A 12,495-nucleotide genomic window follows, 5' to 3' on the forward strand; every position below is an offset into this window, starting at 1 on the left:
CAACGTTGCGCAGTATACTGCCCAACCCCACCGAGTGAGCAATATAGTGCACAAAGATTTGACTCAGCGAGCCTCCGTGCTGCAACACGTCAGCCAGAACGTTCGACGCCTGCGCCATGCTGCGGATATGAGCCAGACCGCACTGGCGGAAAAATCCGGGGTGAGCCGACGGATGCTGGTAGCAATCGAGGCAGGCGAAAAAAATGTCAGCCTGACCACGCTTGATCGCGTCGCCGAAGCGCTCGACGTTGCGTTCAGCGATCTGATCCAGGCGCACGATGCGCGCGATCCGAGCCGGATCAATGAGGTTGCCTGGGCGGGCACGATTCCCGGCAGCAGAGCCGTGCTACTGTCCAAAGCCACCGCGAGCCGCGAAGTCGAGCAATGGGAGTGGTGCCTGCAACCGGGCGAGGTCTACCCGTCGCAACCGGATGCCGATGCCTGGAGCGAGCAGATCTACGTATTTGAGGGTTGCCTGACACTGATGCTCGGCGATCAAGCGCAGCACATCAATAAAGGAGAGTTTTTCATGTTCGCCAGCAATCAACCGCATGCCTACCGCAACGATGGCGATGTGGCTGCGCGGTTCGTGCGTAATGTGGTGATCTGAATGGAGCAGCCTGCGGACATCCTGATCATCGGCGGCGGCCTCAGCGGCACGATGCTGACAGTGCAATTGCTCCGCCTGCCGGGGCAACGAAAGATTCTCATCATCGAGCCTCGCGCTGAACTGGGACGTGGTGAGGCTTACAGCGCAGTCGAGTTGGGACATACGCTGAACGGCAACGCGGCGCGGATGAGCGTCGACCCGGATAATCCTGATGATCTGACGCAGTGGTTGACCGCGCATATTGCCGGCGGCGGCTGGCCGGAATCTGCCGAGCAGGACGTGCCGGTCAGTGAGCTGTTTCCGCCGCGTGGCCTGTTCGGGGTCTATGTGCAACAGCGTCTGGCCGAAGCCAGGGCAGTGGGGGCTCTGCAAGGTTCGACCGTTGAACATATTTGTGCTGAAGCCGTCGACCTTCAAGTTAATGCTGGTTCAGTGCAGCTCACCTTGAGCGATGGCCAGACTCTGCGTGGATCGCTGGCAGTGCTGGCCACCGGCATGTTTCCCGCCGCCCGCACGCCGCAGACGCAATCCAGTGGCCTTAACGCCGCAGCGCTCGATCCCTGGGATGTGGCGGCCATGCGCGAACTCGACCCGCAGTCCACCGTGCTGATCATCGGCTCCGGTCTGACCATGGTCGATGCCGTGGTGTCGCTGGAGCAGGCCGGCCATCGCGGGCCGATCGAGGTGTTCTCCCGGCATGGCCTGCTGCCCCACGTACGCCGTCAACCGCCGGCCTGGGTGGATTTTCTGGCAGCAGATCACAGCATCCGCACGCCACGCGAGTTGGTGCGCGAGTTGCGTCGACATTGTCGCGACGCAATCGACCAAGGCATCGACTGGCAGGCGCCGCTGGATACGGTTCGCGCGCATATCGCGCGGTTGTGGAGTCAGGCGACTGACGTGCAGCGTCGACAATTCGTACGGCATGTACGGCCATGGTGGGAGAGTCATCACCATCGTTCGCCGCCACTGAGTGCCGAGTTGATCGAACGGCTGCACAAGGACGGGCGCTTGCGCATTCATGCAGCGTCGTTCAAGGGTATTGAGCCCGGCGCGGGCGATGCTGTGGCCATTCGCATCCGTCCTCGGGGTGAGACTGAAACATCTACTGTGAGTGGTGCGGCGCTGATCAACTCCAGCGGTATTGAATACGACTGGCGGCGAGTCGCACGACCGTTGCCGCAGCAATTGCTGGCGCGGGGGCTGGTGCAGCCGGGGCCGCTGGCGCTGGGGATCACAGCAAATGACGGCGCAGTGGTAGATGCCGAAGGGCATGTAAGTGCTCGGTTGTTCGCCATGGGCCCGCCGTTGCGCGGGATGTGGTGGGAAAGTACGGCGGTGACGGACGTCGCTGCGCAGGCTAAAGCGTTGGCTCGGCGGTTGGTAGATAGCCCGAAAGATTGATGTGTTCTTTCGGGCTTCTTCGCGAGCAGGCTCGCTCCCACATTGGGTGTGCGTTACGACTTGAAATTACGCGACGACGCGATAGCACGGCACATACGCCGCGCCACCCGGCAACTTCATCCGGTGCTGGGCGACGAAGGCCTTGAGCAGTGCATCAAGCGGCTGCATGATCGCCGCATCGCCACGGATCTGATACGGCCCGTGCTCTTCGATCAGGCGAATGCCTTTGTCCTTGACGTTACCGGCGACGATCCCGGAAAACGCCCGGCGCAGGTTGGCGGCCAGTTCGTGCGGTGGTTGGTCGCGGTGCAGTTTCAGGTTGGCCATGTTTTCGTGGGTCGGATCGAACGGACGCTGGAAGCCCTCATCGATCTTCAACAGCCAGTTGAAATGGAACGCATCGTTACGCTCGCGGCGGAACTGCTTCACCGCTTTCAGGCCTTGAGTCATCTGCCGCGCCACTTCGGCCGGGTCATCGATGATGATCTCGTAATGCTGCTTCGCTGCTTCGCCGAGGGTCGCGATGACGAACGCATCCAGCTGTTCCAGATACGGCGCGGCATGCTTCGGCCCGGTGAGGATGACCGGGAAGGGCAGGCCTGCGTTGTCCGGGTGCATGAGGATGCCGAGCAGGTACAGGAACTCTTCGGCCGTACCGGCGCCGCCCGGGAAAATGATGATGCCGTGGCCGACACGGACGAAGGCTTCCAGACGTTTTTCGATGTCCGGCAGGATCACCAGCTCATTGACGATCGGGTTCGGCGCTTCGGCGGCGATGATGCCTGGCTCGGTCAGGCCGAGGTAGCGACCGCCGTGAATGCGCTGTTTGGCATGGGCAATGGTCGCGCCTTTCATCGGACCTTTCATCACGCCAGGGCCGCAACCGGTGCAGATGTCGAGGCTGCGCAAGCCCAGTTCGTGGCCGACTTTCTTGGTGTATTTGTATTCTTCGGTGTTGATCGAGTGACCGCCCCAGCACACCACGATTTTCGGCTCGACGCCCGGGCGCAGGGTGCGCGCGTTGCGCAGCAGATGGAACACGTAGTCGCTGATGCCTTGGGAATTGCTCAGGTCGATGCGCTGGCTGTCGAGTTCGTTCTCGGTGTAGACAATATCGCGCAGGGCGCTGAAGAGCATTTCGCGGGTGCTGGCGATCATCTCGCCGTCGACGAACGCGTCAGCCGGAGCGTTCAGCAGCTCCAGGCGTACACCGCGATCCTGTTGGTGAATGCGGATTTCGAAGTCCTTGTAGGCTTCGAGGATGGTCTTGGCATTGTCGACATGCGCGCCGGTGTTGAGGATGGCCAGGGCGCACTGGCGGAAGAGGGTATAGGTGCTGCCGGATCCGGCTTCGCTCAGTTGCTGGACTTCACGTTGAGAAAGGGTTTCCAGACTGCCTTTCGGACTGACCGAGGCATTGATTACGTGTCGTTGGGTCATGCAGTGATCCTTAAAACGATGTCATCCACAACGCAGCGGATGGCATCCGAATAGTGTGTATCCATGAATGAAGATGGCACGATCTGCGTTATACCGCCATGTCCCGTTGGACTTTGAAAAGATGAAAAGGAGCCCCAGCATAGCTAAAACCCGGTGCGATGCGATAATGCGCTGGCGAGTTTTTTCCGTTGCGCGTTTTGCCACTCAAGGAAGTCATTTTCGATGTTCGAGATTCAGCCGATGGACCCCGCTACCTTTCGTCAGCAGACCCGCCGCAGCACGATCATCATCGCCGTGCTGTTTCTGCTGCTGGCCATGCTGTTTTCGTCGGTTGCGGTGGCAGTGTTCGGTGAACCCGACGGGGATAACCTGCGTTTCAATGTCGGCGGCGTATTCGTGGCGTTTCTGCTGACGGCGGCGCTGTTGCGCGGGCGTTTCTGGCATCAGACCTGGATGGCCCCGGCGGTGTACAGCTGGCGCCTCAAGCGCAATCTGATGAGCATCACCAATGTCATGCATCAGGTGACAGCGGCGGTGCAGAACAACGATCCGACGGCGATGAAGGTGTTGCGTTTCTATCACCTCGGATTGCTGCAAATGCATGAGCTGGACGGCAACTCCAGCGATCACGGACAACTGCGTGACGAAGTCGAACAGCACAAGGCGCGGATGCAGGCGCAGGGACTTGATTCTGACCAGCCACGCTTCGATCCGCAGTGGCTGGAAACGTTGAAACCGGCCTCGCGTTAAAACGGAATGCGCCGGGCCCGGCGCAGTTTCCATGAGCGCAGCAGTCGTGCGTACACCAACAGGTTGACCGCCAGCACCACGCTGCCGAGGGCCAGTTGAATCTGCGGCGTCAGACCGGCCGGGTAGATGATCGGCCAGATGTAATGCTCAATGAAGCCGCCGGCGTATTCGGTCTGCCCGGCCGCGTGGCGCATGAGGTTTTCCCAGTAGGTCAACGGACAGGTCAGGTGCAATACCTCGACCGCCACGCCCCATGCGGCCGCGGGCAAGTGCAACCACATCAATCGTGGCCAGCGCAGCACCAGCAGCCCGCCGAACAGCACGAACAAGATGAAACACAAGTGAAACAGCACCAGCCCGTCGGCGGCGATTCGGTAGAGCATGGCGTCTTCCTGACGTAAGGGTGGATGGCGCTATGGTACGCCGCGCGGGACAAAATTCCTTGGTGAATTCGGGCGCGCAAAAGTGTTCTACCCTTTAACGATCATCAACTGTTCTGAGGGGAGGTGCACATGGCAACTGAGCAAACGCGTGCGGAAGATGATGAGCCAACAGAAGAAGAAATCGAGCGGCAAAAGAGGCAGGAAAAAACCTGGAAGCACGATGACAGCCGCGAGCTGTCGGACCGCGATCAGGAGCGTCCGCTGAAACCTTGAACAATGCATACGAAGAGCCCCGCAGCAGCGGGGCTCTTCGCGTTTCAGAGGTCTGCCAGCTGCGTGAAATCCGGGTAGGTCGCGCGATACCCCAACGTTCGATCGATCCACGCATTGAGCTCATTGACCATCACCGGCGGATGGCCGGGATAACCCTCGAGGGTGCTGCGCAGGGTGCGTTCGATATCGGGCACGCTGTGCAGGTTTCGGGTCTTGATGTAATGGCCGATAAAACAGTCGAGTTCCAGGCGTTCTGTCTTGGACAGATGGACACACTTCAGGCCGCTGACCTGTTTGATTGCAAAATCGTCGCTCACTTATTTCTCTGCAAGGCTTGAAAGTTGTTGATGGATTCCTGATTTCTTTGACTCTTTGGTCAACTGGTATACCAATCGGAAAGGCGGCGCGCATGCTATCCGCAGCGCGGGAAAATGTATGTATGACTGTCGAAATGTCTGACAGGCGGTTGATTCGCTCAAACGGCTGTTTTACGGGGGATGTATCGCGGTTGAAACACTTTTTGTAACGCAGGGGACTCAGTGGCGGCGTTGCTTGATTAACGCAAGAATGGCCGGATTATTTAGTCGACTCGTTCTATCAATTGCGCACCCTGATTACGCGTATTGCCGACCGCTTTGCCGACTTTGTACCATTCGAAGGCCTCACTGGGCTCGCCTTCAAACAGCAGCATCTGCTCGGCGCGTTCCAGTGGCGTAGCCGGATCAAGCCATTCCCGAGCTCGCGCCGAATCGAAGACCACTGGGCGCCGATCGTGAATATCGAGCAGGCCGCCCAGGCTGTCAGCGGTGATGATGACGAACCCGTCGTCCTCCCTCGGCGCAACCCCCGGTGCCGGAAACTGGCCGATACCGGCACAGAAGACCGGAGCCTGATCCGCCCGACGAATCAACCAGGGCTGTCGGGATTTTTCCCCGCTATCAACCCACTCAAACCAATTGTCGACCGGCACGATCAGCCGCTGCCGCCAGATCGCCCGGAAGAACGCGCCGTGGGCGACTTTCTCTACCCGAGCGTTGATAGGTGGGGCACGATTTTTGGCCCAATGCGGGCGCCAGCCCCAGCGCAGATTGTCGGCATGAATGGCCTGTTCGTGCTGATGCAGAACCGCCAGCGCAGTGGTGGGCGCTGCGTTGTAGCGATCCAGTGGCGCATCGCCGACGTGATTGATCAACGCATCGGGGATGCTCAGCACCGCAACGAAATCGTGAATCCCCCGGTACTGCGTGAGTCTTCCGCACATGGATGAAATCTCCTTGAGGAAATTTGAGTCTAGTCGGACCAGCCGATGTGCCGGCCGATGACGCACTGAAAGCAGCACCGGAACCAAACCCTGTGTACCTTATCCAACCTGCGCTCGCGGATAGCCGCGCAGGGATGGACAAAGGCGAGGGAGTTTTGCCATTCGACAACACGACGGCCTCGGCCTCAGGGCAAGACATGACATCCGGATGCAAATTTCTTTGTGTTGCGCTCATCGCGCTCGGTCTGGCCGGTTGCATCGCCGCGCCGATCGACATGACCACGCAAACCGAAACGCGCCTGATGGCCCAGGCCCCCGTACGTTTTCTCCTGACGTTCGACGATGGCCCCAGCGCTTCAGGGTTGTGGAATCCCACGGCGACGGTGCTCGACAGCCTCAAAAGCAATCCGCTGCAGGCAAATATCAAAGCCGTGTTTTTCGTGCAGACCCGAGCACCCAGGGCAGGCAACAGCGAGATCGGTCGCAGCCTGATGCGTCGTGAACACGCCGAGGGACATATTCTCGCCTTTCACACTGCAACCCACTGGCACACCAACCATCGCTCGCTCGATCCGCAGGAACTGGAGCAATCGCTGACCGACGGCAGCGCTGACATCGCCGCTATCACCGGGGCGCAGCCCAAGCTGTTGCGCCCACCGTTCTGGAACTACGACAAGCGCACATTTGCGGCCTATCAAAAACACGGCTTGCATGTCTTGCTCACGGACATGAGTGCCAACGACGGCAAGATCTGGGGCTTCAACGCCAGCCCTCGGCGTCGGGCGAATATGCTGCGACAGTTATCGGAAGTGCGCGAGCGCATCGCCGTGGGTCAATTGCCGACTGTGGATGGCGTGATCCCGGTCGTGGTGACGTTCCATGACCTCAATCGCTACACCGCGCGCCACACTCGCGAATATCTGCAGATTCTGCTCGATAGCGCGGCGGCGACCGGGGTCAGACTGGCGGACAAGCCGTTCTACGACAATCAGGCCGCACTGGAAAAAGCTGCGTTGGCGCGTACGGTTCAGCAAAGCGCTGAGCCGGTGAATCTGCCCGGAATGTGGAACTGGATCTGGGATCACGACGCGCATTGAATGGCATGAGTGAGTTGTGATCGGCTTGGCATTCCCGGCGGGCAATAAACACACCGTGGGTCTATGCTCGATGGATCGATTCTCCGCCTGCGAGGCGCCCGTCCATGCTTGCCATTGCCGATATTTGCCGGATCGTCGAGTCAGGCTTCCCCACGTTCAAGTGTGATTGCACACCGACCGGACAAGGTCTGTTGCGGATCAAGGTGTATGAGCCGGGCAGTGGGCGTGTCGAGTTGTTGCTTGACGGCGTTTCTCCCGAGCATCTGGTGACGATTCGCGATATTTCCAATTTCATCGGTGAGTTGCGCACGGAAATCAGCGCCGGTCGCCGGGCGTTCGCAGGCTGATTTTCATAAACGGCGCTGAAAGGCCTGCACGATGCGCCTCGTCGCGTCATTGGTTTCAAGATTGTGCACGGCATCGAGCGGGTACCAGATGCAATCGACGATTTCGTTCTGCGGGCGCACGTCGTCGAGGTTGACCACCGAAGCCTCGTACACATGATGCCGCGTACTGCCCGCCTGAAAATCCATCAGGTACAGGACGTCCTCCGCATTGAGCCCGGTTTCCTCCTGCAACTCGCGCACGGCTGCCGCCGCACGGGTTTCCCCGGGTTCGACCTTGCCGCCGGGCAATGACCAGTGATGGCGGGGTTTGCGCACCAGGAGGATATGGCGATCCTGTTCGCAAATGACGGTGGCGCGTACTTTCATGATTGCCCTGTTGATGCTTGTCATAAATCTGTAATCAATCTGCAATATTCGAGCCGCAAGCGGATTTAAAGGTTCCCTCTTGATTCGGAGCCATTTGCGTAGCAAAAAGTGCCAGTGAATTGACATGTGCCAGGGTGAATCCGGTTTACACCGAAGCGGGGAGCGGGTGTAAGGTAAGTCCGTACACCGAAAACACCGTTGACGAAATGGAGGTGCTCATGAGCATTCCAATGCTGAACAAGCTGCACATGAACGGTTATGACGTGCTCAGCGTCAACAACGGCCCATGGCGGGTTTGCACTCAGGGCGACCGGTTGGCGTCATTCACCAGCAGAGAGGAGGCGATGGCCTATGCGGCGGCGCTTCCTGGTTACAAGCAACGCGCCAAGCGGGTGCAAAGCCAGAACGTGAGTTGACGCGTTATAACGAAAGAGCCCCGGTTTCGACCGGGGCTTCTTGTTTGGATCAGGAGTCAGTGCACCTTGATTCGGCTGATGGTCCGGGCTTTTACCTCCTTGGCATAGATCTGCAATCTCTCTTCGTCGTTTTGCAGGATTTCGCAAGACCGCAACACAGTTTGGGCGTCTGCCTCGTTACCTGATTTGCGCAATTGTTCGGCAATGCGCTTGAGGTCGACCGCCGACCACCTCAGGTCCGACGCCACGCTTTGCAAATCCCGTTGAAGTTCGTGTTCGTATTCATTGAGCCGCATGATCACCTCCAGAACATTCTCGGTAGAAAAGAGTAGTCGCATTTTTCCACATGGGGCCAGGCCATCTGACGCCCGGCTGAACCGATGTAAAAAATTGTCCAAACCCCGGTAACGGCGGGGTGCCACGATGGATGTGCACGCCGTTAAACGGTACATTCACGTTTTTTCGGAACAGGTAAACAGCATGCGCGTATGGATCGGCACTTTGGCACTGGCCCTGTTGACGGGTTGCTCGTTACCAGCATCGCTGGTGCCGGGCGAGCCAAACCTCAGCAAGACCAGTGACAAGCCTCCCAAGGAATATGCCGCGTGTTTGTTACCGTTGTGGCAGAAGGACGTGGCCAAGACTTCGCAGACGTCGATTTCCAACGGCTACCGGATTACCGCGCCGAGCATTATCACGGCGGATGAGATTCTCGATATCGTCAAATACAAGGACGGCAGCAAGGTGTCCCTCTACCAAGGGCCGCCTTGGGCCAAGTCCGGATCGCTGCGGCAATCGGTGCGTGACTGCCTGTAACCGGGCGCCCGGATCTCAAAAAAGGCAGACACCGAAGTTCGGTGTCTGCCTTTTTTCATTGGATGGAGACTCCAATCAAACGCTCGCAATGAGCTGTGACAGTTGCCCGCGAGGCGCAGCAGGATCCTTGACTAGGCTTTGAATGTCGGCCCGTGACGGGATCGGCATGACTGAAAGGAGTCTCGGATCATGGATGATCTGGTCAAGGACATCATTCCGCTGTTGCAGTATCTCATCCCAGGTTTTCTATCGACCTGGATCTTCTATTCACTTACGGCATTCAAGCGACCGGATACGTTCGGCCAGATCGTGCAGGCGCTGATATTCACATTTGTGATTCAGGGCGCGGTGTTGGCGGTGGGCAATCTATGTTTGTGGATTGGCTCGAAGGGTTTTTCATTAGGAAACTGGGATGATCGGGCGCAAACGCTCTGGGCATTTGTGTTTTCGCTGATGCTGGGTTTGTTTGCCTGTTACCTGGCTACGAGTGACAAATTGCACGGCTGGTTACGTAAGCGAAACGTCACGAAACAATCTTCTTTCCCCAGTGAATGGTTTTGCGCTTTCGCCCAACATGAGCGATTCATAACTCTGCATTTGAACGATGAAAGGCGCGTGTTTGGCTGGCCAGTCGAGTGGCCACGGGAATCATCCAATGGTCAGTTCGTCATGAAATATCCGCGTTGGCTCACGGATGATGGCCAACCTGCATCTATTGGCGCGGAGTTTTTGTTGATAGATTCCGCGAAAGTCAAATGGGTCGAGTTCAGCCCAGTATCAGAGGGATCAGCATGCCAACTGCCAGAGCACCACAACCCATGCCAAAGCATTTAGAGCGACTCTTTGTCGGGCCGGACGGAAAAATGCTGGACGTGCCCTTGATCAAAGGCCCCAGTGCGCCGCCGCCTCTGAAACCACGGTCTAGACGATAAACTTCTTCAGCCCCAACCCTGCACCACCGCCCGGCGAATCGCCTCCAGCAACATCGCGAACGCCGGGTTGTCATTGTTCTCCCGCCAGATCAGATGCAGTTCGCTTTGCACCCCTTCGCCCAGATCGATCTCGCGAAATACCACATTCCTGAACACCACGCTGGTCGCGCAACGTGGTACCAGCGCCAGACCCATGCCAGCGTTGACCAGCGCCAGAATCGTCAGCGACGAGCCCAGCCACTGCACGTAATCCGGCGCCACCCGCGCTGAGCGCAGCGTGCCGGTCAACAGTTCGTTGAACGGCGGGTAGGCTTCATGGGAGTACATCAGAAACGGTTGTTTATCCAGATCAGCCACTGATACCTCAGCTGCATTGGCCAACCGATGCCCGTTCGGCACCGCCAGCACAAACGGTTCGCGCACCAGGCATTCGGTGGCATAGCCCGGTTCCTGCAATGGCGCGCGGGCAATGCCCAGGTCGATACGACGAGCGCGCAAGGCCTCGTGCTGCTGATAGGTATTCATCTCTGCCAGATCGATTTTCACCTGAGGCTGTTTAAGTCGCGCTTCGGCGATCACCTTGGGCAGAAATTCATATACCGCGCTGCCGACGAACGCGATGTTCACCGAGCCAATGTCGCCCTCGGCAAACCGGCGTGCGGTGATCGCTGCTTGCTGGGCGCGCTCCAGCAGATTCTGCGCCTCAACGAAAAACGCCCGGCCCGCCGCCGTCAGCGCAACGCTTCGGGTGCTGCGGGTAAACAATTCGACGCCAAGGTGATGCTCCAGCAGCTGAATCTGCCGACTCAGTGGCGGCTGGGTCATGTTCAGGCGCTCGGCGGCGCGGCGAAAGTTGAGTTCGGTGGCGACCGTGGTGAAACAGCGCAGTTGGGTGAGCTCGAACATTGATCTAATCCGGGTATCAATCGAATGCCTGTTTAGATTAGACGGGATCAATGCGCGACGTCCATGATCGGCTCATCGCTTCAAGTCATCCCTAAAAAAACAAGATCGGGAGTCGCCCCTTGAAAACTTTGCAGAGTCCGCCGGACATCACGGTGCTCGCCCGCGCCGCCGCCAAGGTCAAACGCCACGTACTGCCGCTATTCGTGGTGATGTTCATCGTCAACTACATCGACCGGGTCAATATCGGTTTCGTGCGCAGTCATCTGGAAACTGATCTGGGTATCGGCGCAGCAGCTTATGGACTTGGCGCCGGACTGTTTTTTATCGGTTATGCGCTGTTCGAAGTGCCGTCGAACATGCTGTTGCAGCGCTACGGCGCGCGGGTCTGGCTGACGCGGATCATGTTTACCTGGGGCGCTGCGGCCATGGCCATGGCGTTTGTTCAGGGCGAAACCAGTTTCTACGTGCTGCGCTTTATTCTCGGTGCGGCCGAGGCCGGGTTTTTCCCGGGGATCATTTATTACTTCACCCAATGGCTGCCAGCGTCCGAGCGCGGCAAAACCATGGCGGTGTTTCTCAGCGGCTCAGCGATTGCCTCGGTGATTTCCGGCCCGGTGTCCGGTGCGCTGTTGCATATCAGCGGACTGGGCATGCACGGCTGGCAGTGGATGTTTCTGATCGAAGGCGCAGCGTCGGTAGTGTTGTGTGCTTTCGTCTGGTTCTGGCTGCAATCGCACCCGCGTCAAGCCAAGTGGCTGAGCGAGGAAGAGCGAGACGCGCTGGTCGCGGCGATTGCCGAGGAGCAGCGCGCTCGCGAAGCGGTACAAGTCGCCAAGCCGTCGATGTTCAAGCTGTTGGCTGACCGGCAGATCGCGCTGTTCTGCTTCATCTATTTTTCCATTGCCCTGACCATTTACGGCGCGACGTTCTGGTTGCCGAGCATGATCAAGAAGATGGGTAACCTCGGAGATTTCCAGGTCGGACTGCTCAATTCGATTCCGTGGATCATTTCGATTGTCGCCATGTACGGCTTCGCGGCAATGGCCGGCAAGTGGAAATTCCAGCAGGCCTGGGTCGCGCTGACTCTGGTGATCGCCGCCATCGGTATGTTCATGTCGACCACCGGCGGGCCGGTGTTTGCCTTCGTCGCCATCTGCTTCGCCGCTATCGGTTTCAAAGCGGCATCGGCGCTGTTCTGGCCGATTCCGCAAAGCTATCTGGACGCGCGCATCGCTGCGGCGGTGATCGCGCTGATCAACTCCATCGGCAACCTTGGCGGTTTCGTCGCACCGACCGCGTTCGGCATTCTCGAACAAACCACCGGCTCCATCGAGGGCGGCCTGTATGGCCTGGCGGCGACATCGCTGATCGCTGCCGTGGTGATCTTCTTCGCCCGCACGGCGCCTGGCGCCAAAGATAAAACCCCGGCAAAGCCAAGTGACGAAGCCGCCGTTGTGGCGCCGGCGCGTCCGGCTGCGAGCCACTGAATCGATT

At 58.7% G+C, this 12,495-nt stretch carries 17 protein-coding genes; 10 read left to right on the forward strand and 7 right to left on the reverse strand.

What is annotated here, in order from left to right; all coding sequences use genetic code 11:
• Nucleotides 1-46: 46 nt before the first annotated feature.
• Both AAEZ10_RS01510 and AAEZ10_RS01515 read left to right on the forward strand, forming a co-directional pair.
• Entirely contained in the window at nucleotides 47-610 is a 564-nt protein-coding gene (locus AAEZ10_RS01510) for a helix-turn-helix domain-containing protein (protein ID WP_350567173.1), read from the forward strand.
• On the forward strand, nucleotides 611-2,014 hold the full coding sequence (locus tag AAEZ10_RS01515; protein WP_350567176.1) for an FAD/NAD(P)-binding protein: 1,404 nt from the start codon (nucleotides 611-613) through the stop codon (nucleotides 2,012-2,014).
• Between the two features lie 66 nt (nucleotides 2,015-2,080).
• Here AAEZ10_RS01515 and ppnN read toward each other — a convergent pair whose 3' ends face one another.
• Nucleotides 2,081-3,454, reverse strand: coding sequence for a nucleotide 5'-monophosphate nucleosidase PpnN (gene ppnN / locus AAEZ10_RS01520; protein WP_073471165.1), 1,374 nt, complete (start codon nucleotides 3,452-3,454; stop codon nucleotides 2,081-2,083).
• 222 nt (nucleotides 3,455-3,676) lie between these two features.
• Here ppnN and AAEZ10_RS01525 point away from each other — a divergent pair, with 222 nt between their 5' ends.
• Nucleotides 3,677-4,204 (forward strand): DUF3087 domain-containing protein, encoded by a 528-nt coding sequence (locus tag AAEZ10_RS01525; RefSeq protein ID WP_038860192.1) that lies wholly within the window; start codon nucleotides 3,677-3,679, stop codon nucleotides 4,202-4,204.
• Here AAEZ10_RS01525 and AAEZ10_RS01530 read toward each other — a convergent pair.
• Nucleotides 4,201-4,587 carry a DUF2784 domain-containing protein gene (locus AAEZ10_RS01530; RefSeq protein WP_041480792.1) on the reverse strand — a complete coding sequence of 129 codons (387 nt, stop codon included), beginning with the start codon at nucleotides 4,585-4,587 and terminating at the stop codon, nucleotides 4,201-4,203. The genes AAEZ10_RS01525 and AAEZ10_RS01530 overlap by 4 nt on opposite strands.
• Before the next feature lie 129 nt (nucleotides 4,588-4,716).
• Between AAEZ10_RS01530 and AAEZ10_RS01535 the strand changes: the two genes are divergently transcribed.
• Nucleotides 4,717-4,860, forward strand: coding sequence for a hypothetical protein (locus tag AAEZ10_RS01535; protein ID WP_024013238.1), 144 nt, complete (start codon nucleotides 4,717-4,719; stop codon nucleotides 4,858-4,860).
• A gap of 44 nt (nucleotides 4,861-4,904) precedes the next feature.
• Here AAEZ10_RS01535 and AAEZ10_RS01540 read toward each other — a convergent pair whose 3' ends face one another.
• Entirely contained in the window at nucleotides 4,905-5,177 is a 273-nt protein-coding gene (locus AAEZ10_RS01540) for a hypothetical protein (protein WP_016775076.1), read from the reverse strand.
• 263 nt (nucleotides 5,178-5,440) lie between these two features.
• Nucleotides 5,441-6,121: an SOS response-associated peptidase gene (locus AAEZ10_RS01545; protein WP_122747731.1), complete on the reverse strand. Its 681-nt coding sequence runs from the start codon at nucleotides 6,119-6,121 to the stop codon at nucleotides 5,441-5,443.
• Between the two features lie 197 nt (nucleotides 6,122-6,318).
• Between AAEZ10_RS01545 and AAEZ10_RS01550 the strand changes: the two genes are divergently transcribed.
• Together AAEZ10_RS01550 and AAEZ10_RS01555 are read left to right on the forward strand one after the other, a co-directional pair.
• Nucleotides 6,319-7,218 carry a polysaccharide deacetylase family protein gene (locus AAEZ10_RS01550; RefSeq protein ID WP_339101432.1) on the forward strand — a complete coding sequence of 300 codons (900 nt, stop codon included), beginning with the start codon at nucleotides 6,319-6,321 and terminating at the stop codon, nucleotides 7,216-7,218.
• Nucleotides 7,219-7,322: 104 nt separating this feature from the next.
• Nucleotides 7,323-7,565 (forward strand): DUF1652 domain-containing protein, encoded by a 243-nt coding sequence (locus AAEZ10_RS01555; protein WP_016775073.1) that lies wholly within the window; start codon nucleotides 7,323-7,325, stop codon nucleotides 7,563-7,565.
• Nucleotides 7,566-7,568: 3 nt separating this feature from the next.
• Here the strand turns inward: AAEZ10_RS01555 and AAEZ10_RS01560 are convergent, their stop codons facing one another.
• Nucleotides 7,569-7,931 (reverse strand): NUDIX hydrolase, encoded by a 363-nt coding sequence (locus tag AAEZ10_RS01560; RefSeq protein ID WP_051600742.1) that lies wholly within the window; start codon nucleotides 7,929-7,931, stop codon nucleotides 7,569-7,571.
• 218 nt (nucleotides 7,932-8,149) lie between these two features.
• On the opposite strand from AAEZ10_RS01560, the gene AAEZ10_RS01565 reads away from it, so the two are divergent.
• Nucleotides 8,150-8,347: a hypothetical protein gene (locus AAEZ10_RS01565; RefSeq protein ID WP_024013234.1), complete on the forward strand. Its 198-nt coding sequence runs from the start codon at nucleotides 8,150-8,152 to the stop codon at nucleotides 8,345-8,347.
• 56 nt (nucleotides 8,348-8,403) lie between these two features.
• Here AAEZ10_RS01565 and AAEZ10_RS01570 read toward each other — a convergent pair whose 3' ends face one another.
• Nucleotides 8,404-8,643: a hypothetical protein gene (locus AAEZ10_RS01570; RefSeq protein ID WP_051600740.1), complete on the reverse strand. Its 240-nt coding sequence runs from the start codon at nucleotides 8,641-8,643 to the stop codon at nucleotides 8,404-8,406.
• Between the two features lie 184 nt (nucleotides 8,644-8,827).
• Here AAEZ10_RS01570 and AAEZ10_RS01575 point away from each other — a divergent pair, with 184 nt between their 5' ends.
• Nucleotides 8,828-9,163 carry a hypothetical protein gene (locus AAEZ10_RS01575; protein ID WP_024013232.1) on the forward strand — a complete coding sequence of 112 codons (336 nt, stop codon included), beginning with the start codon at nucleotides 8,828-8,830 and terminating at the stop codon, nucleotides 9,161-9,163.
• 189 nt (nucleotides 9,164-9,352) lie between these two features.
• The gene (locus AAEZ10_RS01580) at nucleotides 9,353-9,997 is read left to right on the forward strand and encodes a DUF6338 family protein (RefSeq protein WP_350567187.1); all 645 of its coding nucleotides are present in this window, start codon (nucleotides 9,353-9,355) and stop codon (nucleotides 9,995-9,997) included.
• A 104-nt stretch (nucleotides 9,998-10,101) separates the two neighbouring features.
• Here the strand turns inward: AAEZ10_RS01580 and AAEZ10_RS01585 are convergent, their stop codons facing one another.
• A complete protein-coding gene (locus AAEZ10_RS01585) occupies nucleotides 10,102-11,001 on the reverse strand; it encodes a LysR family transcriptional regulator (protein WP_073471160.1) in 900 nt (299 codons plus the stop codon).
• A 119-nt stretch (nucleotides 11,002-11,120) separates the two neighbouring features.
• Between AAEZ10_RS01585 and AAEZ10_RS01590 the strand changes: the two genes are divergently transcribed.
• Nucleotides 11,121-12,488 (forward strand): MFS transporter, encoded by a 1,368-nt coding sequence (locus AAEZ10_RS01590; protein ID WP_073471159.1) that lies wholly within the window; start codon nucleotides 11,121-11,123, stop codon nucleotides 12,486-12,488.
• Nucleotides 12,489-12,495: the final 7 nt, after the last annotated feature.

This window comes from Pseudomonas sp. H26/SER47-MNA-CIBAN-0231, from assembly GCF_040310465.1.
GTDB classification, from domain to species: Bacteria; Pseudomonadota; Gammaproteobacteria; order Pseudomonadales; family Pseudomonadaceae; genus Aquipseudomonas; species Aquipseudomonas atacamensis.